Origin of the sequence: Immundisolibacter sp. (genome assembly GCF_028696615.1) — a bacterium.
Lineage (GTDB): Bacteria > Pseudomonadota > Gammaproteobacteria > Immundisolibacterales > Immundisolibacteraceae > Immundisolibacter.
Window position 1 is genome coordinate 1 of sequence record NZ_JAQVGQ010000012.1, and the last position, 21,939, is coordinate 21,939.

The following is a 21,939-nucleotide window of genomic DNA, read 5'->3' on the forward strand; positions in this document are numbered from 1 at the left end:
GTCGCGCTCGTAACCCTGCATGGTGTGCGGTTCCAGCACGTCGCAGGTGATGTTCAGCGTCACCTCGTCGGTGAACGGATCGAGCACGGCAGTGACCGGGTCCGGCATGAGCACCATGTCGGACTCGCTGATGCCTTTCCAGCCGGCGATCGACGAGCCGTCGAACATCATGCCGCGTTCGAAAAATTCGTCGTCCACCTGCGAGGTGGGGATGGTGACGTGCTGCTCCTTGCCCCGGGTGTCGGTAAACCGCAGATCGAGGAACTTGACGTTCTGTTCGCCGATTCGTTTGAGCACATCAGACGGTGACATGTAATTACGCTCCTTGGCGGATTGACTGACCGGGGACGAAAGACCACCGCGCCAGTCACCTAGGGGGTGAAGGGCGGGCAGGGATGCGCGACGCCGCCTTCGTAAGCAGTAAATGTGCCACGTCAAGGACGCGCTCGGCGCATATTATGCGCGCAAAAATCATCGGCGTTTTGACGAAACTGGTGCGTTGCGCGCGATGGCGCACCATTATGGTGCATCCGCTGGCGCAAGGGAGCACAGATTCGTGCAAGACATCGTTGTGTGCGCCAGTTTGTGCGGCAGCCAGGTGCAGCAGTCGGGTTTTGTGAAGACGTGTGCGTCCTGCGCGTGTTTTGCGTCACCCGTCCGGTACACGCCCGAACGTGCGCACGCGAATCGAGCCCTTGCGGCCTCGGAGCTTGAAAAATTCACAAGCCCCAGGCCAAGGCAGGCACCTCTGGCTGGAAACGCCGATGGGTGGAAACGCCGATTCACTCAGCGGGTTCCCTTCGGGGCAGAATGCCCCGCCAGGAGTGAATGGCGTAAGCCATTGATTCATTGAGCGTCGCTCGGGAATTTGCCGCGCGACGGCGAGCTGAAAAAATTCCTTGGACGGAATTTTTCAGCACGCCCTTTGGGAGCGGCCTGTCGGCCGCGGTATCCTTTCGCCCGGCGGCCGGTCCACGCATCGGCCGCTCGCCTGCTCAATCCCCCTGATTCAGGCTCCCTCTCCCGGCCATTGCGTCGGGGGAGCGCCGATGTTTGTGTTCTCAACCGCAGTCGGAGGTCTGTCATCAATCCTGTCGAAACGCACGCGCGTAATGCTTATGGCCGACAGCAACCGTCGGCACCCTTCCATCGGACAAGGAAAGCCATGTTCAAAGCCACTTCAACCACCCTGGGCGCGCTTGCCCTGGCGGGGTTCCTCAGCCATGCCCAGGCGGCCGACGTCGCCGCGGGCACCGTCATCAACGCCTCCAACCTCGACCAGATCAAATCCCAGACCTTCGAGGGCAAGCCGCTGGCCGACCTCATCCTGCCAACGCAGGAAAAACTGATCCGCGAGTACGGCCTGCAGATGCGCCTGCGCAAGAGCGAGGCGGTGCCGGTCGATCCCAAGCTGGTGGCCGCCACCAAGGAAAACGCCGGCAAGGCCAGCATCGATGCGAACGGAAAACTGCAAGGCTTCGTCACCGGCATGCCGTTCGCCAGCATCGACGCCAACAACCCGGCCGACGGCGCCAAGGTAGCCTTCAATTTCATGCGCGGGCCGTGGTACGCCGACGTGGTGGACTACAACCCCATGTATTTCGCGCTGATCAACGGCCAGAAGGGCTTCGAGCGCGAACAGCACTGGCGCTTCGCCCGCTACCTCGCCGACGGCGCTCTGAACCCGGCGTTGAAGGATCCAAAGGGCGAGATCGCCAAGTATGAGGTGGTGCTCAACAAGTACCCGAACGACTCGCGTGGTCTGGGCGTGCTGACCATCCAGTACACCGACGCCCGCCTGCCGGACGTGTACGCCTACGTGCGCAGCGTGCGCCGCGTGCGGCGTCTGTCCAGCAACGCCTGGTCCGACCCGCTGTCCTCCACCGACCTGCTGACCGACGAGTCCTTCGGCATGAGCCTGGACCCGTCCTGGTACGCCGGCTGGAAACTGCTCGGCAAGCGCTGGATCCTGGCCTCGGCCCACTCAACGATCGCAGTGCCGACCAGTGGCGATCAACGCTTCCCGATGATCGACACCAGCAAGGCGCCGTACTGGAACATCCTGGACGACTGGGAGCCGCGCGAGGTGTACGTGGTGGAGGGCACGCCCGGCCAGGGTCACCTGCTCAGCCGCAAGGTGCAGTACTACGACGCCGATATCCACGCGCCGATGCTGCACTGGCAGGAGTTCTACGACAAGAAGAACGAGCTGTGGCGCATCGAGAACTGCAACTACCACCCGACCAAGCGTGACGACGGCACCATGGCGCCGACCGTCACCTACGTGCCGGTGTACGACCTGCAGCGCCTGCACGCCACCATCGTGTTCGCCGACCCGCAGGGCCGGCACAACTACGAGGGCGCCAAAGCGGCCGAGTTCACGCCGGATGCCATCCCGCGTCTGATTAATTGATCGGACGCTGCCGCGCGGCACACGCCCGCGCGGCAGCGTCCCTGACGCATCCCAACCGCAAGGTTGGACGAACGCCCGCCGGCCTGCGACCCGCGGGCGTTTTTTTGTGCCCACCGATCGCCCCGACCGATGCTATGTTTCAGGCAAGATCGACGACGACCGCGGCTGAGCGCTTGTGAATTTTTCAAGCGCGCAGGCCGGCAAGGGATGGCCGGACGCGAATCGAGCCCTTGAGGGCTTGATGCGCGGGAGCACGTCCGGGCGTGTACCGGACGGGCGACACAAGAAATGCGCAGGACGCGCATTTCTTCACAAACTCTGAGCGCTTGTGAATGTTTCAAGCGCTCAGGCCGGCCAGGGATGGCCGGACGCGAATCGAGCCCGCCAGGGCTTGATTCGCGGGAGCACGTCCGGGCGTGTACCGGACGGGCGACACAAGAAATGCGCAGGACGCGCATTTCTTCACAAACCCTGAGGAGGCCCGCGTGGACAAGTCCGAATTTTTCGCCAACGCCCGCCCCGACACGCAGGGCCCACTGAGCGGCCTTCGCGTGCTGGAAGCGACCAATTACGCCTCGGGCCCGGTGTGCGGCATGATCTTGTCGGACCTCGGCGCCGAGTCCATCAAGTGCGAGCTGCCGGGCACGGGTGATCCCAACCGCTTCGTGCCGCCGTTCATACGGGGTCAGCGCGACGGTGAATCGTCGGTGGTCTACAACAGCATGAACCGCGGCAAGCGCTGCGTGACGCTCGACTTTCGAAAGCCCGAAGGCCAGGAGCTGTTCCGGCGTCTGGCCGCCACGGCCGACATCCTGATCGAGAACTTCGCGCCCGGCACCATGGACGCCTGGGGGCTGGGTTACGACGCCATCCGTGCCATCAGGCCCGACATCATCTACACGTCGATTTCGGGCTTCGGCCAGTTCGGACCACTGTCGCACAAGCGCGGTTTCGACCCCGTGGGCCAGGCCATGGGCGGACTCATGAGCGTCACCGGCGAGGCCGGCGGGCGGCCGCTGCGCGCCGGCACGGTGATCGCCGACGACATGGCCGGCTGGCAGGCGGCCATCGGCACGCTGGCCGCGCTGCACCATCGCAATGCCACCGGCGAGGGCCAGCGCATCGACGCCTGCCTGACCGACTCGCAGCTCTACGCCACCTCGTACGGCATCATGGCCGCCGCCGAGTGCGGTTACATCTGGCAGCGCTCCGGCAATGCCATCGGTGGCGGCGCGCCGATGAACACCTACCTCACCGCGGACGAGCATTGGCTGTGCCTGTTCGCGCCGTTCGAGAAGCAATGGCGGGCGCTGTGCGCGGTGATGGGCAAGCCAGAGCTCGCCGACGACCCACGCTGCAGGGACTGGGATGCACGCGTCCAAAACGCCGAGTTCGTCGACCTCGAAGTCGCTGCCTGGGTGGCCACGCAGACCGCCGCGCAGGCCGAGGCGACACTCGAGGCCGCCGATATCGTGGCCGCGCCGGTGATGGACTTCGGCGAGATCGTGAACTTCCCCCACTACCACGCCCGCGACATGATCGTGAAAGCCGAGCACGCGGTGCACGGCCCGATCACGCACTACGGCGTCGCCGCCAAACTGTCGCGCACGCCCGGCCGGGTGCGTCGGGCGGCGCCGCTGCTGGGTGAGCACAACGCCGAGGTGCTGGGCGGCGAGCTGGGTCTCGGCGAGGCGGCGCTGGCCGACCTCAAAGCCCGCAAGATCATCTGACCTGACCATGACCCGCCTGCCGAAGCTGCTCGATCTCATCGACGCGCTGATCGGCACGCCGTCGGTCAGCAGCTTCGAGCCGGGTCTGGATCGCGGCAACCGTGCCGTGATCGACCTGCTCGCCACCTGGCTCGAAGACCTCGGCTTCGCGGTCGAGCTCCAGGATCTCGGCACCGATCCCGCCAAGGCCAACCTCATCGCCACTTTGGGAAGCGGCGACGATGGCCTGGTGCTGGCCGGTCACACCGACACCGTGCCGTGCGACCCCGCGCTATGGCGGCGCGACCCGTTCACGCTGCACGAGGCGGACGGGCGCCTGTACGGCCTTGGCAGCGCCGACATGAAAGCGTTTCTCGCGCTCGCCATCGAGGCCGTGCGCGAGCTGCGCGCGAGTGATCTCAAGCGCCCACTCGTGCTGCTGGCCACCGCCGACGAGGAAAGCGGCATGCTGGGCGCCCGGCGCCTGCTCGCTGCTGGCCGGCGCCTTGGCCGGCACTGCATCGTCGGCGAGCCGACCGGGCTCAAACCCATCCGCCAGCACAAGGGCATCTTCGACGAGCGCATTCGCCTCGTCGGCCGCAGCGGCCACAGCAGCGATCCCGCGCTCGGCAACAGCGCGCTCGAAGGCATGCACGCCGTGATCGGCGCCCTGCTCGCCTGGCGCGAGGAACTGCAGGCCCGTCACCGCGACGTCGCGTTTGCGGTACCGGTGCCGACACTGAACCTCGGCCACATCCACGGCGGCGACAACCCGAACCGCATCTGCGGCGCCTGCGAGCTGACGCTGGACCTGCGCCCGCTGCCGGGCATGGACATCGCCGCGCTGCGCGAACAGCTACGTGAGCGGGTTCTAGCCGCCGTGGCGCCGCGCGGGCTCACGGTGCAGTTCGAGGCCATTTTCGACGGCCTGCCGCCGCTGGCGACACCCGCCGATGCCCACCTGGTGCGCCTGGCCGAACAGCTCGCCGGCGCCGCCGCCGGCGCGGCCGCCTTCGGCACCGAAGGCCCGTACTACGCCGCGCTCGGCTGCGATACCGTCATCCTCGGCCCCGGCGACATTGCCCAGGCGCACCAACCGGACGAGTATCTGGCGCTAGGCCGGCTGCAACCGACCATCCGCCTGCTGCGCGAGGCGGTGCGCCGGCTGTGCCTGTGACGTCCCGCCACGGCTGAGAAAGTCCGCGCTGGAAATTTTTCAGCCGTGCCGCAGCGCATCCACCGCGCGGCCGACGCAGTGGTAATCGAAACCCTCGGCCGCCATGCGCCGCGGGTCGTAGACGTTGCGAAGATCCACCACCACCCGCCCGGCCATGCGCTGGCGGACCTCGTCGAGGTCCAGGCCGCGGTATTCGTTCCACTCGGTCATCAGCACCAGCGCGTCGGCGCCGGCGAGCGCCACGTAGGGATCGTCGCAGTACTCGACCGCCGGCGGCAGCAGGCTGCGTGCCTCGGCCATGCCCTTCGGATCATGGGCGCGGATGCGTGCGCCGCGGTCCAGCAGCGGCGGCAGGATGGCCAGCGCCGGCGCCTCGCGCATGTCGTCGGTGTTGGGTTTGAAGGTGAGGCCGAGCACGGCGATGGTCTTGCCGGCCTCGCTGCCGCCGAGCGCCTGGCGGATCTTCAGCACCATGCGCGCCTTCTGCGCGGCGTTGACCTCGACCACCGCCTCGACGATGCGCGACGGCGCGCCGGCCTCCTGCGCCATGCGGATCAGCGCCAGCGTGTCCTTGGGAAAGCACGAGCCGCCGTAGCCCGGCCCCGGGTGCAGGAACTTGCGCCCGATGCGGCCGTCGAGGCCGATGCCGCGCGCCACGTCGTGCACGTCGGCGCCGACCTGCTCGCACAGCTGCGCCATCTCGTTGATGAAGCTGATCTTGGTGGCCAAAAACGCGTTGGCCGCGTACTTGATCAGCTCGGCGGTCTCGAGGCCGGTGACCACGATCGGCGTCTCGATGAGGTTCAGCGGCCGGTACAGCTCGCGCAGCAACGCCTCGGCGCGCGGACTTTCCACGCCCAGCACCACTCGGTCGGGGCGCATGAAATCGCCGATCGCCGCCCCCTCACGCAGGAATTCCGGATTCGACGCCACGTCGAAATCGGCCGCGGGGTTCAGTTCGCGCACGATGCGCCCGACCTGGCGGGCCGTGCCCACCGGCACGGTCGATTTGTCGACGATCACCGTGTAGCCGGTCAGGTGCTCGGCCACCTGCCGCGCGGCAGCGTAGACGTAGCTCAGATCGGCGTGGCCGTCGCCGTGCCGGCTCGGCGTGCCGACGGCAATGAACACCAGGTCCGCGTCGCGCACCGCAGCCGGCAGGGCGGTGGTGAAAATCAGCCGGCCGGCGGCGGCATTGCGCGCCACCAGCTCGTCGAGACCCGGCTCGTAGATGGGAATCTCGCCCCGGCGCAGGCGCGCGACCTTGCCCGGATCGATGTCCACACACACCACGTCGGCACCGAAATCCGCAAAGCAAGCGCCGGATACCAGGCCCACGTAGCCGGTACCGATCATCACCACGTTCATGCGTACGAAAACTCCCTTGGAACGGTCGACCACGCGAGCGGCAGGCATGATCGCATGGCCGGTTTGCGATGCGCGGTCGGCGGTCGCCTGAAGCACCGGGGCGACGAGCTGGAAAAGGGCGCGACGGCGCCTGCTAAATTACCCACGCACCCTCTGGAGCCACCCATGACCGACCCCGGATTCGTCCGCCTGCGGGCTTACGAACACGCGCTGTACCACTGCGCCACCTGCAACTACTGCGTGTCCGCCAGCTGGCCGGAGCGTGGCATCGACGGCGTGTGCGCAACGCTGCGCGGCCACTCGCCGGCGGCGTCCTACTCCGGCAAGGGCTATCTGGCCACCGCCCGCGCGTTGCTGGAAGGCGAAGCGCTCGATCTTGCGAGCGTCGCCGAGCGGGCGTTCGCCTGCACCACCTGCGGCAACTGCGAGGCGGTGTGTCCGATCGGCATGCCGCCGGCCGCGGTGCTGAAGGCGCTGCGCGCCGAGTTGGCAGATCGCAATTCTGCACCCGGCGGCGCCATCGCCATCCGCGACGCGGTACTGAGCCGGCAAAACCCCTGGAATGCGCCGGCCGTGCAGGGCACTGACTGGAGCCTTGGCCTCGTTCCGCATCCGCGGCCGAACCTGTGGCTGCTGCCCGGCTGCGCGGCGGCGCATCGCCAGCCCGCCGAGGCGCGCGCGGCGGCGCAGTTGCTCGGCGTGATCGGCTACGACGTGGCGTGGTCCACCGAACCCACCTGCTGCGGCGCGCCGCTGTCGGCGCTCGGGTTTGTCGACGCGGCCGGCACCCAGCACGCGGCGCTCGCCACCGGCACGCCGCCGCTACCGCGCGCCGTGCTGGGCGCTGAGTGCCTCGCCGAACTGCGCGCTGCAGGACGGCCCGCCACGGCGGTGCTGGAGCTGCTGCACGCGGCGCTGCACGACGGCCGGCTCGAAGCCGCCGCGCGCGGCGACTCGCCACCGCCCGCCGTGGTGGCCGTACTGGACGGCTGCCATTGGTCCAAACCGCATCACGGCCTCGCCGATCTCGACGCCCCGCGCCTGCTGCGCGACATCCTGACCAGGCTCGGCGTGCAAGTCGCGCAGGCCCCGGCGGCGCCGCGCTATGCCGTGTGCTGCGGCGCGGCCGGCGGCATGGCGCAGCTGCACCCCGCCTCGGCCGCACGCATGGCGGGCGCGCACCTGGCCGGCCTCGACCAAGTCGGCGCGCTGGCGCTGATCAGCGCCAGCCCGCTGTGTGCCGGGCACCTTTCCGTCCACGCCGGCGGGCGGTTTCCGGTGTACGGCATCTGTGAATTCATCGCCGCCCATTTTGCCGTTGCGGGGCCCGAGCAATGAGCTGGCAGGACGACATCAGCGCCCTGCTGCCGCCGGGCTTGGCCTGGCAGGAGCCGGTCGATACGCTCGCCTACCGGCGCGACACGTCCATCATCGCGCCCGGCCGCCCGGATCTGGTGGTGCGCCCGCTGGACGCGCCGACCGTTGGCCGCGTGCTGGCGGCGGCCAGTCGCCTGCAGGTGCCGGTCTACACGCGCGGCGCCGGCTCCATGTACGCCGGCGGCGTGAACCCGCACGCCGGCGGGCTGGTGCTGGACCTGGGCGGCCTCGATCGCATCCTCGACATCGACACCGTCAAGGGCGTGGTGGTGCTCGAGCCCGGCGTCACGTTCGGCGCCCTGCTGGCGGCACTCGAGCCGTTCGGGCAGACCATTGGCATCGTGCCGTCCACCGGCGCTGCCGCCACCGTCGGCGGCGCGGTCAGCGCGCACGCGCTCGGCACCGGTTCACCACGCTTTCAGAGCATGGGCGACCAGGTGGCCGGGCTCGAAGTGGCGCTCGCCGACGGCAGCTTCATCCGCACCGGCAGCGCCGCCGCGCACGAGGCGGGATTTTTTCACCGCTACGCCATCGGCCCCGACCTGACGGGGCTGTTCATCGGCGCCGACGGCACGCTCGGCGTGGTCACCAAGATCGCGCTGTGGCTGCACCCGCTGCCGGCGCACCGGGAAACCGGCTGCCTCGGCTTCGCCGACTACCCGTCGGCGGCGGCGTTCCTGGGCGAGCTGCAACGCAAGGCGCTGCTGGACAACGTCTGGTACGGCGCCGGTTACGACGCAATCGCCGTGCGCGGCCGGCTGCTGGGAGCCGATCCGGGGCTCGATCCGGCCAGCCTGCCGCGTTTCGTGCTGGGCATGGATTACGGCGGCGAGGCCGACGCCGTGGCGCGCGACCGCGCGCGCATCGAAGCGCTCGCCGCCCACTACGGTGGCCAGCCGCAGCCGCGCTTCGACGAGGTGTACTTCCACCACCTACGCCGGGACGAGCTGTACTGGTACTCGTACGCCGGCTATTTCGCCAAGTCGCGCTGCGCGATGGTGATGGCCTCGCTGCCCACCGACACGCTGCCGGCGTTTCTGGACCAGGCGCAGCGCTGGCGCGAGCGGCACCCGCAGTTCACCTGGGCAAGTGCGACGGTACTGTGCCGGCGCGGCCTGCACGGCGCGGTGCTGACCTTTTATGACGAGCAAAGCCAGTGGGCGGACGTGCAGCAGGTGGTGGCCGGCTGCACCGGGGAACTGATGGCGATCGGCTGCGTGCCCTACAAGAGCGGCAAGCTGTGGGCGGCCGAGGTGAGCAAGCTCACCGAATACCAGCGCACCCTCGCGCGCATCAAAACGGCGCTCGACCCGGTCGGCGTGCTGGCACCGGGAAATCTGGGACTGTAGGCAGTCGCCGAATGAAACCCGGGCGTACTGCCCCCGCCGGGCCAGTCGTCAAAACAGCCCGGCGAGGTCGATGCTGGCCGCCGGCAGCAAGGCCGGCGCACGTACCTACTTGACCAGCAGCACCGGCCGGTCGGCGAGGTGCAGTACCTCGCTGGCCACCGAACCCAGCAGGGCGCCCTTGACGCCGCCGAGTCCGCGCGTGCCCATGACGATCTGGTCGCAGCCATGCTTGGCGGCAAACTCGGCGATCGAGGCGGCCACATCGCCCACCACCACGTGCGATTCGGTGGCGACGCCGTTTTGTGCAAGCAGCTTCTCTGCCGGCTCGAGCGCCGCACGCGCCTCGTCGCGGTAGTAGGCGTCCAGCGCCTCCTGACTCAAAAAACGCCGCACCAGACCCGACGCCACCGGCGGTTGCACGTTCAGCAGCAACACGGTCGGCGGCTTGGCCAGATATGCGCCCATCGCCGCCACGTGACGGGCGGCGCGCAGCGCATGTTCGGAGCCATCCACGGCCAGCAGAATCTTCATCGCTCCCCCGTTTCGTCACCATCGGCCGGCGGCGCCAATGCGACCTCGCGAACCACCGCCGGCCGCCGCGCGGCCAACCATTTGCCGACCACCACCACCAGCAGCGCGCCCAGCGGCGGCGCTGCGCGGTGCGCGTAAGGAACCGCCTGCTCGAGCCAGGCGCGCACGAAACCATCGTTGACCATCATCTCGGCCGCCACGTAGCCGAGCAGCGCCGCGCCGATCACCACGATGATCGGGTAACGGTCCATCAGGCGCAGCAGCACGGCGCTGCTGAACACGATCAGCGGGATGCTGATCGCCAACCCCAGGATCAGCAACAGGGCACTGCCCTTGGCCGCCGCCGCGATGCCGACCACGTTGTCGAGGCTCATCGCCACGTCCGCCACCAGGATGGTGCGCACGGCGCCGGCCAGCGTGGTGGCAGCCGGGCCATCGTGCCCGTCCTCGCCGCCCTGCGGGCGCAGCAGGCTGATGCCGATCCACAGCAACAGCGCCCCGCCGGCCAGCTTGAGCCCCGGGTAACTGAGCAGCGCCGCCGCCAGCAGTGCCAGCAGCACGCGCATGGCGATCGCCGCGCCGGTGCCGAGCAACACCGCGCGCCGCCGCTGCGCGGCCGGCAGGCCGCGCGAGGCGAGCGCGATCACCACCGCATTGTCGCCGGACAACACGATGTCGATGCCGATGATTTGCAGCAGCGCAACCCAGAACGCCGCGCCGGAGGGTAGTTCGTGCATGGGCAAACCGGCCTGGAAGGGGCCGGCATTCTAACCGGCCCGCCCGCGCAGTATCGTTGCAGCACCGGGCGGTGCCACGGCGCCGCGCGGATTCACGCCAGGCGCACGCGCCTGCACCCTGGCGGGCGCCGGAACCCAAGCCGGCCCCGCCCCACCGGAGGAGAAAACATGGCCGAATTCACCCGCAGCGAAGCCAAAGCCTGGGCCAAGAAACGCGTGCGCGATTTCTACGCCGCGCCGATCACGCCGTTGACCCGGGACTTCCAACTCGACGAAGCCGGCATCCGCGACAACATCGAGGCCTACATCGACTGGGGCGTCGATGGCCTGGTGATCGGCGGCTTCGCCAACGAGACCTGGAACATGCGCCCCGAATGGTGGTACCGCCTGCACGAGATCACGGCCGATGCCGTGCGCGGGCGCACCGATCTTTGGACCATCATCCTCGACCCCTGCGCCGAGGTGTGCATCGACAAACTCAAGCACGTCGAGAAGCTCGGCTTCTCGGGCGCCGAGCTGATGAACCCGATGACCCAGCTGCGCGGCGACGACGAGATCTACAACTTCTTCAAGTACGTCACCGACCGCAGCGATCTGGCCATCTGCCTGTACCGCACGCCGGTGTCGGGCAAGGTGATGGGGCTCGAGCTCCTGAAGCGCCTGGTCGACATCCCGACCGTGGTGTGCACCAAGCAGGGCAACCTCAACCGCGCCGAATCGCTGCTGCTGCGGCGTTCGTTGCGCGACGATTTCATCGTGTCGGACCCGACCGAGCACTTCTATCTCGACGATTTGCGCGAGGGCGGGCAGGTGCTGTTCGCCGAGTTCTCGTACCTCATCTACGGCCGCAAGCGCTCGGTGCTGCGCTCGTACGTCAACAAGGCCCGCGCCGGCGACTTCGAGGCTGCCTATCCGGAATGGAAGAGCCTGCGGCCGATCTGGTACCTGTACGAGGACGAGTTCATGAACCCGCTCATCCGCACCGCGTCGTATGCCTCGCTGATGTCGGTGATCAAGATCTGGTGCGAGACGCTGGGCCTGAAGGCCGGCCCCATGAAGCCGCCGGTCGAGCACCTGCCGCCAGCCGACCGCGAGCGCCTGGTCGGGCGCATCAAGGCGCTGGGCCTGGTCTGAGAGCTTGTGAAGTTTTCAAGCTCCGAGGCCGGCCAGGGATGGCCGGACGCGAAGCGAGCCCTTGAGGGCTCGATTCGCGCGAGCCCGTCCGGGCATGTACCGGACGGGCGACGCAAGAAATGCGCAGGACGCGCATTTCTTCACAAACTCTGACCGCAAGCCGCGTTCTTGACCTGCGGCAAGCCGCCGCCGCGCCCTGCCCGCACCATGCCGGCTGCACCGCCCTTTGGCGGGCAAGCCGGCCCAACGCCGACCAGGACAACGACCGGGCAGGAGGATCAACGCGATGGCCGTCAGCCGCATCGGCTACATCAGCCTGTATGTCACGGACCTGCATGCCGCCCTGCGCCACTATGTGGAGGTGGTGGGCCTGCGCCAGACCGACCGCGACGCCGCCGGCCGGCTTTATCTGCAGGCCGCCGACAACCAGGACCACCACTGCCTGGTGCTGACCGAGGCGCCCACGGCGGGTCTCGATCACGTCGCCTTCAAGGTGGGCGAGGCCGAGGACCTGGCGGAAGCCCGCGCCGCCATCGAGGCGCGCGGCATCGCCGTGCGGCAGGTGCCGGCCGGTGACGTGCTGGGTGCCGGCGCGGCCATCGCGTTTACGCTGCCGTCGGGGCAGGAAATGCGCCTGGTGCACCACCTCGACAAGATCGGCTACGCCGCCGGCATGCGCAACCCGAATCCAGTCCCGCCGCACGGCAAGCCGGGCGCGCGGGTGACGCATCTCGACCACCTGCTGCTGGCCGGCGAGCGGCCGGCCGACACCGCGCAGTTCCTGATCGACGTGCTCGACTTCAACCTGTCCGAACAGGTGGTGGCGCCGGACGGCAGCGTGATCGCGGCGTTCACCACCTGCGGGCACACCATGCATGACCTGGCCATCGCGCCCGGGCCGAACGGCCACCTGCACCACATCGCGTTTGGTCTCGAGAGCCGCAGCGACGTGATCGGCGCCGTCGACATCATGAAAGAGGCCGGCACCACGCTGATGGAATACGGCCCGAGCCGCCACGGCGTGTCGGGCGTGACCACTATTTACTTCTTCGACCCGGCCGGCAACCGCAACGAGGTCTACAACGGCGCCTACCAGGCCGGTGGCGTGCCGGGCCTGATTGCGCCCATCGTCTGGCAGGCGGCCGAATTCCCGCGCGGCGCGTTCTATTACGAAAGCGTGGTGCCGGAAACCTTCTTTGCGGAAACCACCTGAGGTCACCGCCATGGCACTCAAACACCGCGGCATCCACCGTCTGGGCTACGTGCGCCTGGCGCTGGCCGATGCGCGCCTGAGGCGTGCCGAGGACTTCTACTGCGGGCAGTTCGGCCTGCTGGAATCGCGCCGCGGGCCGGGGCGGCTGTACCTTCGCTGCTGGCACGAGCCGTTCGCCTACTCGCTGGTGCTGGAGGAAGCCGCCGACAGCCGCCTGGTCGAAATCGGCTTTCAGGTGCGCGATGCGGCGGACGTCGCCCGCCTCGCCGATGCGGTCGCGGCGGCCGGCGTGGCGGTGACGCCCTGCGCAGCCGGCGCGGAACTCGAAGCGCTCGGCGAGAGCATCGCCTTTAGCGTGCCCGGCGGCCCGCGCCTTCGCCTGTACGCCGACATGGCGCAGCCGGGCTACGTGACCGGCTACGACTCACCGGACTGGGTCACGCCGCGACCGCTGCGCGGCACGCCGGCGCCGTTTTTTCTGAACCACGCCGGCGTCACCGTGAGCGATCCGCAGGCGGCGGTGGATTTCCTGACCCGGGTGCTGGGCTTCGTGGTATCCGAGCGTATCGAGGCCGCCGACGGGCGTCTCCTGTCGGCGCTGCTGTTTCGGATGTCCAAGGAAGTCGGCGGCCAGGAGCTGGCGCTGTTTCCGGGCCCGGCTGGCGCGCTGCACCACATCGCGTTCACCAAGGAAGACCCGAACGACATCCTGGTGGCCGGCATGTATTTGCGCGAAGCCGGCGTCGACATCGACCGCTACGGCCCGACCCGCCAGTCCTACGGCAAGACCTTCTCGCTGCACTGCCGTGACCCGTTCGGGGCGCGCCTCGAACTGTGCGCCGGCGGCCGCGTCACCGAGGTGCACAGCGAGTTCGAGCCGGTGGTCTGGGACGAGGCCGAACTCGGCAAGGCGCTGTCCTGGTACGACCGCGACCTGCAGACGGACTTCCTGGCGCCATCGTTCGTCTGAAGCGGCGGCAGTGTAAGGTTGCTTCCCTGGGTTTTCTTGGGGGGGAAGCGTGGCCACCTGGGCAATTGGCGACATCCAAGGCTGCTTCGACGAACTACAGGCTCTGCTGCGCGGGATCGACTTTCGGCCCGACCGCGACCGGCTGTGGCTGGTCGGCGATCTGGTCAACCGCGGCCGGCAGTCGCTCGAAGTGCTGCGTTTCGTGCACGCGCTCGGCGACGGCGCGATCACGGTACTCGGCAACCACGACCTGCACCTGCTGGCGACCGCCGCAGGATATGGCCGCCTCAAGCGCGGCGACACACTCGGGGCGGTGCTCGAGGCGCCCGACCGCGACGACCTGCTCGACTGGCTGCGCGCACGGCCGCTGTTTCACTTCGATGCACACCTTGGCGTGGCCATGGTGCACGCGGCGCTCGCGCCGGGCTGGGACATCCCCACCGCCGCGGCGCGGGCGCATGAGGTGGAAACGGTACTGCGCGAGGAACCGGACGGTTATTTCCGGCACATGTACGGCGACACGCCGCACCGCTGGGACGACGCCCTGCGCGGCGCGCAGCGCCTGCGCGTGATCACCGATTACCTGACGCGGGTGCGCTTTTGCCGGCCGGACGGCACCTACGACATGCGCGCCAAGGGGCCGCCCGGCAGCCAGCCGCAGGGGTTTCTGCCCTGGTACGAGCTGCCGGGACGCGCCAGCGCCGGCACGCCGATCGTGTTCGGGCACTGGTCGGCAGTGGGCGTGGTCGAGCGCGACGACATCTACGCGCTCGACACCGGCTGCGTCTGGGGGCGTCAGCTGAGCGCCCTGTGCCTGGACGAATGGCGCTGGGTCAGCGTGGACTGCGGCGGCTACAGCCGCTGATCGATTCGGCGTTTTTTTGGCCGGGGCGGGCTGTCCCGGCGGGCTGAAAAAATTCCGGCAAGGAAATTTTTCAGCCTCTTGCCCGGGCGCGGCTACCATTGACCGGCGCCCGGCGCGCCAGGGATGGCAGTTGTGACACTTTTTGCTGAAGGAGGAGACCCGATGAATGCCACCCAGCGTCCCACCCTGCCCTTCGACTGGCCCGGCCAGCAGGACAGCGTCACCCGCGTCCCCGGCCGGGTATTCGTGGACCCCGACATTTACGCGCTGGAACAGGAGCGCATCTTCCGCGGCCCGGTGTGGAACTTCGTGGGCCTGGAGGCGGAAATCCCGAACCCCGGCGACTACAAGACCGTGCAGGTGGCCGACACGCCGGTCATCGTCAGCCGCGACCGCGACGGCGGCATCCGTGCCTGGCTGAACCGCTGCTCGCATCGCAACGCCAAGATTTGTCTCGACAAACAGGGCAACACCGACAGCTTCTACTGCGTCTACCACCAGTGGAGCTACGACCTCACCGGCAAGCTGATCGCGGTGCCGTTCGCGCGCGGCATCGGCGGCGAGGGCGGCATGCCGGCCGACTTCGACATCAACGCCATCCGGCCGAAGAAGCTGCGGGTCGAGAACTTCTGCGGCGTGCTGTTCGTGAGCTTCAGCGACGACACGCCGCCGTTCGAGCAGTACGTCGGCCCGCAGGTGGCGAAGTTCATGCGCCGCATCTTCAACCGGCCGATCAAGATCCTCGGCCACCAACACCAGCACATGCGCGGCAACTGGAAGCTGTACGCCGAAAACCCGCGCGACGGCTACCACGCCAGCCTGCTGCACCTGTTCTTCGCCACCTTCGGCCTGTTCCGGGCCAGTCAAAAAGGCCGCCTGCACGTCTCAGACGACGGCCTGCAGACCTGCTTTTACACCTACGTCGGCAAGGAGGACGAAGCCGCCCGCCAGCAGGGCATGAAGGAAGCCGCCCACACCTACCGGGAAGGCACCTACACGCTGGAGGACATGAACCTCCTGAAGGGCAAGATGGAATGGGACGACGACATCAACCTGGTCATCATCGACGTGTTCCCGATCATGATGCTGCAGCAGATTTCTAACGTGCTGAACATCCGTCAGTTCGAGCCGCACGGCCCGGACGGCGTGACCGTGCACTACACCTTCTTCGGCTACGCCGACGAGGCGCCCGAGCTCACCGACATGCGCCTGAAACAAATCAACCTGATCGGCCCCGCGGGCCTGGTGTCGATGGAGGACGGGCTCGCCATCGAGATCGTGCAGCAGGGCATCGCCAAGGACGGCAATGCGGAGGCCATCATCGAGATGGGCGGCAAGACGGTGGCCGCCGAGACCACCTTCATGGCCAGCGAAGACCCGGTGCGCGGCTTCTGGAACGGCTACCGGCGCCTGATGGGCTTGTAGGGCCGTTACTCGGCCGGCACGGTCTGGGCCGTGTCGGCCGGCGCGCGGGCACGGAAATCGACCACCGCCTGCGCGGCGTCCGGCAGCGCGAGGCCCGACGTCGCCTCCTGGCGCAGCAGCGGCGCCAGTGTGGTTCGCAGCACCGTGAACAGGCGCGGATTGGCGGCTTCCTGGGCGCGCAGCAGCGCCTTCATCTGCTGGCGCTGGCGCGTGGAGGCGTCGCAGGTCGGGCAGTTGTCCGGGATCACCGGCAGCGGACCGTGCTCGGCAAACGCCTCGGTCTGCCGCTCGCGGGCGTAGACCAGCGGGCGGATCACGCGCAGGTCGCCATCGTCGTTGGTGTAGACCGCCGGCATGGCGCGCAGCTTACCGCCGAAGAAGGCGTTCATCAGGAAGGTTTCGGCCACATCGTCCAGGTGGTGCGCCAGCGCCAGCGTGCCATAACCGTGCTCGCGCGCGAGACCATATAGCTTGCCGCGGCGAAGGCGCGAGCAGAACGCGCACAGCGTGCGGCCCTCGAATGCACCCTTGGCCGCCCGCGCCAGGCTGTAGGTGGCCTGGTGGTAGGGCACACCGAGGCTTGCCAGGTACGCCGTCAGCGGGCTTGGGTCGTAGCCGGGCATCTGCGGGTCGATGTTGGCCGCGCCCACCTCGAAACGCACCGGCGCCCGCTCGCGCAGGTGCAGCAGCACGTGCAGCAGCGACAGGCTGTCCTTGCCACCGGACAGGCCGACCAGGATGCGGTCGCCGTCGCGGATCAGGTCGAACTCGCGAATCGCCTCGGCGGCGGCGGTGACCAGACTGCGCGGCGGCTTGATGGCGGCATACATGGCTTGGCACGGGTAACGACGACGGCCGCCGATTGTCCCACAGGCCCGCTCGCGGTCGGCATGGGACAATCTCGCCAAATCAATCCCGGAGCAGCACATGACCATCAGCAAAGTGACCAACGTCTACTACGTGGTGCCCGACATGGCCGCCGCGCTGGCCTTTTACCGCGACACGCTGGGCCTTGCGGTGAAATTCCAGGATGGCGACAAGTGGACGCAGTTCGACGTGGGCGGCACGCAGGTCGCCATCGCCACCCCGGCGCCGGGCCAGGTGGCGCCGGGCAGCAACGCCACAGTGGTGCTGCAGGTGGACGATCTGGCCGCAACCCGCGCCGAACTCGCGGCGCGTGGCGTTGCCGTCAGCGAGGTCATCGGCATGGGCGATCACGGCAGCTTCTTCACTTGCCGCGATCCGGCCGGCAACGTGGTGCAGTTTTTCGCCCGGCGCTGAACGCCATCTGCGCCGTCATCGCATCCGCACAGGGCGCAGCCGGCGCCGGTACAATCGACCTCGCCGCTGTCGGGCACCATCACTCGATGGGCGCCTACGGAACGCCCTTCCCCCACCGGCTGCCGTGCCAGGGGCGCCAGGAATCACCCCCATGAACAAGCCATCCGAACCGACCGTGCCGCAGATCGCCGACGTCCAGGGCTCGCCCGACACGCGTGAGCTCGACATCGACCGCGTCGGCATCAAGGGCATCCGTCACCCGGTGCGCATCCTCGCCCGCAGCGGCGTCGAGCAGCACACGGTGGCCAGTTTCAACATGTACGTGCACCTGCCGCACAACTTCAAGGGCACGCACATGTCGCGTTTCGTCGAGATCCTGAACAGTCACGAGCAGGAAATCTCACTCGGCAGCTTCCGGCAGATGCTGCGCGAGATGTGCGAGCGTCTGGAAGCGCGCGCCGGCCACATCGAGATGAGCTTCCCGTTCTTCGTCAACAAGGCAGCGCCGGTCACCGGCGTCACCAGCCTGATGGACTACCAGGTCAGCTATATCGGCGAGATCGTGCACGGCCGCGACGAGCGGCTCACCGCCAAGCTGGTGATCCCGGTCACCAGCCTGTGCCCGTGCTCGAAGAAGATTTCCAACTATGGCGCCCACAATCAGCGCACCCACGTGACGCTGACCGCGCATTTGCGCACGCCGGTGTGGATCGAGGAGCTGATCGAGCTGGTCGAAGCGCAGGCGTCGAGCGAGCTGTATGGCCTGCTCAAGCGGCCGGACGAGAAATTCGTCACCGAACGCGCCTACGAGAACCCGAAATTCGTCGAAGACCTGGTGCGCGACATCGCCGGTGTGCTGAACCGCGACGAGCGCCTGGCCGGCTACGTGGTGGAGGCCGAAAATTTCGAGTCCATCCACAACCACTCGGCCTACGCGCTGATCGAAAAGCCGGTCGCCGCCTGACCACAGCCGGCGCACGCGGAAAACCGGCCACGCCGTCGACGCGGGCCGGCCGAATCAATACGTGCGCTTGAGCACCAGCATGTCCTGCGCGTGCTCGATCTGCACCCGCGACAGAAACGTCATGCCGAGCAACGCGCGGCTTGGTTGCGGGCCGCGAATCACCACCGCGCGCACGTTCGGCAGCCGGATGCTACCCACACCGACCTCACGCAAAGTGACGGCGTAGGCTTCTGTGATGCCGCTGGCGGTTTCCACCAGGCCTTTCTCGCCGGCCCGGTAGTCGATGCCCAGTGCCCGGGCAGTGGCATCGTTCATCGCCACCGTGCTGGCACCCGTGTCGACCAGGAAATCCACCGGCCGACCGTTGATGGTGCCGCGGGTGGAGAACATGCCGCTCGGATCCCGTGCGATGCGCACGGTGGCGGCCTCAGCCGGCTGCAGCATGCCACCCGCGCGGCCACCGAGCGGCACCTCGTACACGTCGGCCTGAACCTGCACCCGCGCGGCCGCCGCATCAAGAGCCAGCAGCCGGACGCCTTCCGGGCTGCTCTCGCCTACCCGCAGCAGGCGACGCTCGCCATCCACCTGCAGCACGGCCCGATCGCCGAGCACTGCTTGCAGTTCAACCAACGGCGCCGCGGCAGCCATCGCCACCAGGCCGGCTGCCGCCAGAGCAGAACACGCAACCCGGCACAGCAGGCGTTTTGCCACCGGCCGGCGCGGCGCCGTCACCCCAGGCGTGCCTTCACGCGCCGGCTGACGTCCGCCATGTCCGCGCGTCCCTGCACCTTGGGCCGCAGCAGCGCCATCACGGCGCCCATGTCGCGCGCCGACTGCGCCCCGCTGGCCGCGATGGCCTCGTCGATCAACTGCTCAAGCTCGGCCTCGCCGAGCGCCGCCGGCAGGAATTCCTGCAGGATGGCGAGCTCGGCACGTTCCTTGTCGGCCAGATCGGTGCGGCCGGCGGCGTCGAACTGAGCGATCGACTCGCGCCGCTGCTTGACCATCTTGTCGATCACCGCCAGCACCTGCGCGTCGTCGAGCGTGATGCGCTCGTCGACCTCGCGTTGCTTGATGGCGGCAGTGATCAATCGCAGCGTGCCCAGACGGTCCCGATCGCGGGCCCGCATGGCCGCCTTGACGTCATCGTCAAGGCGCTGCTTCAAAGACATGGCGCTCAGCCCAGGCGCGCACCACGCGCGCGCCGCGCGCCCCGCACCACCCCCGTCCGGGACACTTTTTTCTGATGCCGCTTGACCGCGGCGGCCGCCTTGCGCTTGCGTTCCTGGGTCGGCTTTTCGTAGAACTCGCGACGCCGCGCCTCGGACAAGATGCCCGCCTTCTCGCAGGTCCGCTTGAAGCGGCGCAGGGCAACGTCGAAGGGCTCGTTTTCACGCAGTTGTACGATCGGCATGCAATAACCTCTGAAAGCTGCGAAACGCCCCGCCCAAAGGCGGAGCCGGAAAAGTGTGCGATTCTAACGGCACACAGCCGTTCGATGAAAGAGAAGCGGCGAATTATGAAGATGCCGGAACTTTCGTCCCCGGATTTTTTCAGCTCGCGCCGCTGCGCTACTGACATGCCTTTCGCCTCGATGCCAGTCCCCCGATGCTCGTTCTAGGCATAGAAACGTCTTGCGACGAGACCGGCCTCGGCCTGTACCACAGCGAGCGCGGCCTGCTCGGGCACGTGCTGCACAGCCAGGTGGCGCTGCACGCGGTGCACGGCGGCGTGGTGCCGGAACTCGCCTCGCGCGATCACCTGCGCCGCACCATCCCGCTGCTGCGCGAGCTGCTGGCAAACACCAACACCACCCTTGAGCAGCTCGACGGCATCGCCTACACCGCCGGCCCCGGCCTGATCGGCGCGCTGCTGGTCGGCAGCAGCATCGGGCGCAGCCTGGCCCACGCGCTCGGCATTCCGGCGGTCGGCGTACATCACATGGAAGCGCATCTGCTCTCGCCGCTGCTGGATGCCGCGACGCGGCCGTCGTTTCCGTTCCTGGCGCTGCTGGTGTCGGGCGGGCACACGCTGCTGGCGCAGGTGGACGGCCTTGGCGCCTACACCATTCTTGGCGAGTCGGTGGACGACGCGGCCGGCGAGGCCTTCGACAAGACCGCCAAGCTGCTCGGCCTGCCCTACCCCGGCGGCCCGGCGCTGGCGCGCCTGGCGCAGGACGGTGACGGCGCGCGCTTCACCCTGCCGCGGCCGATGACGGCCAAGCCGGGGCTCGATTTCAGCTTCAGCGGCCTCAAGACCCAGGTGCGCCTGCTGGCCGAGGCGCACCCCGCGCCCGAACACCGCGCCGACATCGCGCGCGCCTTCGAGGACGCCGTAGTCGACACGCTGCTCATCAAGTGCCGGCGCGCCCTCGCGCAGACCGGCCTTGGCACGCTGGTGGTGGCCGGCGGCGTCAGCGCCAACCGCCACCTGCGCGCGGCGCTCGATGCCGCGGCCAAAAACGAAGGCTTTACCGTGCTCTACCCGCCACCCGAACTGTGCACGGACAACGGCGCCATGGTGGCGTTTGCCGGCTGCCTGCGCCTGCTCGCCGGCGAGCGCGCCGGCACGGACTGCGGCGCCCGCGCGCGCTGGCCGCTGGCCGAACTTGCCGCAGCGTCCGGAACGAGCGTTTTGCTATAGTCGCCCGACCATGCAGAACACCCACAGCCACGGCCTGACCGACCCCTACGCGCGGCGCATCGAATACGTGCGCGTGTCGGTCACGGACCGCTGCGACCTGCGCTGCAACTACTGCATGCCGAAGGGTTTCGACGGCTTCCACGAGCCGGACGACTGGCTCACGTTCGACGAGATCGAGCGCGTGGTCGGCGCCTTCACGCGCCTGGGCGTCGAGCGCATTCGCCTCACTGGCGGCGAGCCGCTGGTGCGCCGGGGCCTGCCCGATCTCGCCGCCCGCCTGTCGGCGCTGCCCGGGCTGCGCGATCTGTCGCTGTCCACCAACGCGGTGCGGCTCGACAAGTACGCCGTGGCGCTGAAAGACGCCGGCGTCGGGCGCGTCAACGTCAGCCTCGACTCGCTCGACCCCGCGCGCTTCGCGCAGATCACCGGCGGCGGTAAGCTGCACAAGGTGCTGCGCGGCCTCGACGCCGCCCGTGCGGCTGGCTTGGCGCCGGTCAAGATCAACATGGTGGCGATGGGTGGCGTCAACGACGACGAAATCGAGGCCATGGTGGCGTTCTGCGCCGAGCGCGACTTCACGCTGCGCCTGATCGAGACCATGCCGATGGGTGACACCGGCCGCAGTGCCAGCGGGCGCTATCTCGACCTGCAAACCGTGCGCCGGCGCCTGGCCGAGCGCTTTACGCTGATCCCGGACATCGCACCCGGCGGCGGGCCAGCGCGCTATTACCGGGTCGCCGACCGCCACACGCGCATCGGCTTCATCACGCCCATCTCGCAGCA

22 protein-coding genes are annotated in these 21,939 nt (G+C 68.4%); 14 read left to right on the plus strand and 8 right to left on the minus strand.

Going from position 1 to position 21,939, the window contains the following annotated elements:
* Window positions 1-312, minus strand: a 312-nt coding sequence (locus tag PHC73_RS01755) for a glutamine synthetase beta-grasp domain-containing protein (protein WP_300123843.1), incomplete at its 3' end; no start/stop codon positions are given.
* Between the two features lie 853 nt (window positions 313-1,165).
* Here PHC73_RS01755 and PHC73_RS01760 point away from each other — a divergent pair.
* The 3 genes from PHC73_RS01760 to argE all read left to right on the plus strand — a co-directional run bounded on the left by PHC73_RS01760 (window position 1,166) and on the right by argE (window position 5,299).
* Complete coding sequence (locus tag PHC73_RS01760; RefSeq protein WP_300123844.1) at window positions 1,166-2,413, plus strand: DUF1329 domain-containing protein; 1,248 nt, start codon at window positions 1,166-1,168, stop codon at window positions 2,411-2,413.
* A 485-nt stretch (window positions 2,414-2,898) separates the two neighbouring features.
* Window positions 2,899-4,143, plus strand: coding sequence for a CoA transferase (locus tag PHC73_RS01765; protein WP_300123845.1), 1,245 nt, complete (start codon window positions 2,899-2,901; stop codon window positions 4,141-4,143).
* Between the two features lie 7 nt (window positions 4,144-4,150).
* Window positions 4,151-5,299, plus strand: a complete 1,149-nt coding sequence (gene argE, locus PHC73_RS01770; RefSeq protein WP_300123846.1) for an acetylornithine deacetylase — start codon at window positions 4,151-4,153, stop codon at window positions 5,297-5,299.
* A gap of 39 nt (window positions 5,300-5,338) precedes the next feature.
* On the opposite strand, the gene PHC73_RS01775 is transcribed toward argE, so the two are convergent.
* On the minus strand, window positions 5,339-6,667 hold the full coding sequence (locus PHC73_RS01775; RefSeq protein WP_366949776.1) for a UDP-glucose/GDP-mannose dehydrogenase family protein: 1,329 nt from the start codon (window positions 6,665-6,667) through the stop codon (window positions 5,339-5,341).
* Window positions 6,668-6,832: 165 nt separating this feature from the next.
* Between PHC73_RS01775 and PHC73_RS01780 the strand changes: the two genes are divergently transcribed.
* Window positions 6,833-8,005: a (Fe-S)-binding protein gene (locus PHC73_RS01780; protein ID WP_300123848.1), complete on the plus strand. Its 1,173-nt coding sequence runs from the start codon at window positions 6,833-6,835 to the stop codon at window positions 8,003-8,005.
* Window positions 8,002-9,393: an FAD-binding oxidoreductase gene (locus tag PHC73_RS01785; protein ID WP_300123849.1), complete on the plus strand. Its 1,392-nt coding sequence runs from the start codon at window positions 8,002-8,004 to the stop codon at window positions 9,391-9,393. Before PHC73_RS01780 ends, PHC73_RS01785 begins: the two co-directional genes overlap by 4 nt.
* Before the next feature lie 105 nt (window positions 9,394-9,498).
* On the opposite strand, the gene PHC73_RS01790 is transcribed toward PHC73_RS01785, so the two are convergent.
* Together PHC73_RS01790 and PHC73_RS01795 are read right to left on the minus strand one after the other, a co-directional pair.
* Window positions 9,499-9,924, minus strand: a complete 426-nt coding sequence (locus tag PHC73_RS01790) for a universal stress protein (protein ID WP_300123850.1) — start codon at window positions 9,922-9,924, stop codon at window positions 9,499-9,501.
* Complete coding sequence (locus PHC73_RS01795; protein WP_300123851.1) at window positions 9,921-10,661, minus strand: TerC family protein; 741 nt, start codon at window positions 10,659-10,661, stop codon at window positions 9,921-9,923. The genes PHC73_RS01790 and PHC73_RS01795 overlap by 4 nt, the downstream gene beginning before the upstream one ends.
* Window positions 10,662-10,829: 168 nt before the next feature.
* Between PHC73_RS01795 and PHC73_RS01800 the strand changes: the two genes are divergently transcribed.
* The 5 genes from PHC73_RS01800 (at window position 10,830) to PHC73_RS01820 (ending at window position 16,268) form a co-directional block, all read left to right on the plus strand.
* Window positions 10,830-11,795, plus strand: coding sequence for a dihydrodipicolinate synthase family protein (locus PHC73_RS01800; RefSeq protein WP_300123852.1), 966 nt, complete (start codon window positions 10,830-10,832; stop codon window positions 11,793-11,795).
* A gap of 286 nt (window positions 11,796-12,081) precedes the next feature.
* On the plus strand, window positions 12,082-13,008 hold the full coding sequence (locus PHC73_RS01805) for a VOC family protein (protein WP_300123853.1): 927 nt from the start codon (window positions 12,082-12,084) through the stop codon (window positions 13,006-13,008).
* Window positions 13,009-13,018: 10 nt separating this feature from the next.
* Entirely contained in the window at window positions 13,019-13,978 is a 960-nt protein-coding gene (locus PHC73_RS01810; RefSeq protein WP_300123854.1) for a VOC family protein, read from the plus strand.
* A 49-nt stretch (window positions 13,979-14,027) separates the two neighbouring features.
* Window positions 14,028-14,843, plus strand: coding sequence for a symmetrical bis(5'-nucleosyl)-tetraphosphatase (locus PHC73_RS01815; protein ID WP_300123855.1), 816 nt, complete (start codon window positions 14,028-14,030; stop codon window positions 14,841-14,843).
* A 162-nt stretch (window positions 14,844-15,005) separates the two neighbouring features.
* Window positions 15,006-16,268, plus strand: a complete 1,263-nt coding sequence (locus PHC73_RS01820) for a Rieske 2Fe-2S domain-containing protein (protein WP_300123856.1) — start codon at window positions 15,006-15,008, stop codon at window positions 16,266-16,268.
* 5 nt (window positions 16,269-16,273) lie between these two features.
* On the opposite strand, the gene PHC73_RS01825 is transcribed toward PHC73_RS01820, so the two are convergent.
* Window positions 16,274-17,098, minus strand: a complete 825-nt coding sequence (locus PHC73_RS01825; RefSeq protein ID WP_300123857.1) for an ATP-binding protein — start codon at window positions 17,096-17,098, stop codon at window positions 16,274-16,276.
* A gap of 97 nt (window positions 17,099-17,195) precedes the next feature.
* On the opposite strand from PHC73_RS01825, the gene PHC73_RS01830 reads away from it, so the two are divergent.
* Both PHC73_RS01830 and folE2 read left to right on the plus strand, forming a co-directional pair.
* Window positions 17,196-17,549, plus strand: a complete 354-nt coding sequence (locus PHC73_RS01830; RefSeq protein WP_300123858.1) for a VOC family protein — start codon at window positions 17,196-17,198, stop codon at window positions 17,547-17,549.
* Between the two features lie 151 nt (window positions 17,550-17,700).
* Entirely contained in the window at window positions 17,701-18,513 is an 813-nt protein-coding gene (folE2, locus tag PHC73_RS01835; protein ID WP_300123859.1) for a GTP cyclohydrolase FolE2, read from the plus strand.
* A 54-nt stretch (window positions 18,514-18,567) separates the two neighbouring features.
* Here folE2 and PHC73_RS01840 read toward each other — a convergent pair whose 3' ends face one another.
* From PHC73_RS01840 to rpsU, 3 genes are all read right to left on the minus strand, one after another.
* Window positions 18,568-19,161: a TIGR02281 family clan AA aspartic protease gene (locus tag PHC73_RS01840; RefSeq protein ID WP_300123864.1), complete on the minus strand. Its 594-nt coding sequence runs from the start codon at window positions 19,159-19,161 to the stop codon at window positions 18,568-18,570.
* 80 nt (window positions 19,162-19,241) lie between these two features.
* Complete coding sequence (locus PHC73_RS01845) at window positions 19,242-19,685, minus strand: GatB/YqeY domain-containing protein (protein WP_300123860.1); 444 nt, start codon at window positions 19,683-19,685, stop codon at window positions 19,242-19,244.
* A gap of 5 nt (window positions 19,686-19,690) precedes the next feature.
* Window positions 19,691-19,927 (minus strand): 30S ribosomal protein S21, encoded by a 237-nt coding sequence (gene rpsU, locus PHC73_RS01850; RefSeq protein ID WP_300123861.1) that lies wholly within the window; start codon window positions 19,925-19,927, stop codon window positions 19,691-19,693.
* A gap of 194 nt (window positions 19,928-20,121) precedes the next feature.
* Here rpsU and tsaD point away from each other — a divergent pair, with 194 nt between their 5' ends.
* Window positions 20,122-21,156, plus strand: a complete 1,035-nt coding sequence (gene tsaD, locus PHC73_RS01855) for a tRNA (adenosine(37)-N6)-threonylcarbamoyltransferase complex transferase subunit TsaD (protein ID WP_300123862.1) — start codon at window positions 20,122-20,124, stop codon at window positions 21,154-21,156.
* A 10-nt stretch (window positions 21,157-21,166) separates the two neighbouring features.
* Window positions 21,167-21,939, plus strand: a 773-nt coding sequence (gene moaA / locus PHC73_RS01860; protein WP_300123863.1) for a GTP 3',8-cyclase MoaA, incomplete at its 3' end; no start/stop codon positions are given.

Excerpts from the sequence above, each read along its gene's own strand:
- PHC73_RS01760 (WP_300123844.1), top strand. The coding sequence starts at position 1,166 with ATGTTCAAAGCCACTTCAACCACCCTGGGCGCGCTTGCCCTGGCGGGG.
- argE (WP_300123846.1), top strand. The coding sequence starts at position 4,151 with ATGACCCGCCTGCCGAAGCTGCTCGATCTCATCGACGCGCTGATCGGC.
- PHC73_RS01775 (WP_366949776.1), bottom strand. The coding sequence starts at position 6,667 with ATGAACGTGGTGATGATCGGTACCGGCTACGTGGGCCTGGTATCCGGC.
- PHC73_RS01780 (WP_300123848.1), top strand. The coding sequence starts at position 6,833 with ATGACCGACCCCGGATTCGTCCGCCTGCGGGCTTACGAACACGCGCTG.
- PHC73_RS01785 (WP_300123849.1), top strand. The coding sequence starts at position 8,002 with ATGAGCTGGCAGGACGACATCAGCGCCCTGCTGCCGCCGGGCTTGGCC.
- PHC73_RS01790 (WP_300123850.1), bottom strand. The coding sequence starts at position 9,924 with ATGAAGATTCTGCTGGCCGTGGATGGCTCCGAACATGCGCTGCGCGCC.
- PHC73_RS01795 (WP_300123851.1), bottom strand. The coding sequence starts at position 10,661 with ATGCACGAACTACCCTCCGGCGCGGCGTTCTGGGTTGCGCTGCTGCAA.
- PHC73_RS01800 (WP_300123852.1), top strand. The coding sequence starts at position 10,830 with ATGGCCGAATTCACCCGCAGCGAAGCCAAAGCCTGGGCCAAGAAACGC.
- PHC73_RS01805 (WP_300123853.1), top strand. The coding sequence starts at position 12,082 with ATGGCCGTCAGCCGCATCGGCTACATCAGCCTGTATGTCACGGACCTG.
- PHC73_RS01810 (WP_300123854.1), top strand. The coding sequence starts at position 13,019 with ATGGCACTCAAACACCGCGGCATCCACCGTCTGGGCTACGTGCGCCTG.
- PHC73_RS01820 (WP_300123856.1), top strand. The coding sequence starts at position 15,006 with ATGAATGCCACCCAGCGTCCCACCCTGCCCTTCGACTGGCCCGGCCAG.
- PHC73_RS01825 (WP_300123857.1), bottom strand. The coding sequence starts at position 17,098 with ATGTATGCCGCCATCAAGCCGCCGCGCAGTCTGGTCACCGCCGCCGCC.
- PHC73_RS01830 (WP_300123858.1), top strand. The coding sequence starts at position 17,196 with ATGACCATCAGCAAAGTGACCAACGTCTACTACGTGGTGCCCGACATG.
- folE2 (WP_300123859.1), top strand. The coding sequence starts at position 17,701 with ATGAACAAGCCATCCGAACCGACCGTGCCGCAGATCGCCGACGTCCAG.
- PHC73_RS01840 (WP_300123864.1), bottom strand. The coding sequence starts at position 19,161 with ATGGCTGCCGCGGCGCCGTTGGTTGAACTGCAAGCAGTGCTCGGCGAT.
- PHC73_RS01845 (WP_300123860.1), bottom strand. The coding sequence starts at position 19,685 with ATGTCTTTGAAGCAGCGCCTTGACGATGACGTCAAGGCGGCCATGCGG.
- rpsU (WP_300123861.1), bottom strand. The coding sequence starts at position 19,927 with ATGCCGATCGTACAACTGCGTGAAAACGAGCCCTTCGACGTTGCCCTG.
- tsaD (WP_300123862.1), top strand. The coding sequence starts at position 20,122 with ATGCTCGTTCTAGGCATAGAAACGTCTTGCGACGAGACCGGCCTCGGC.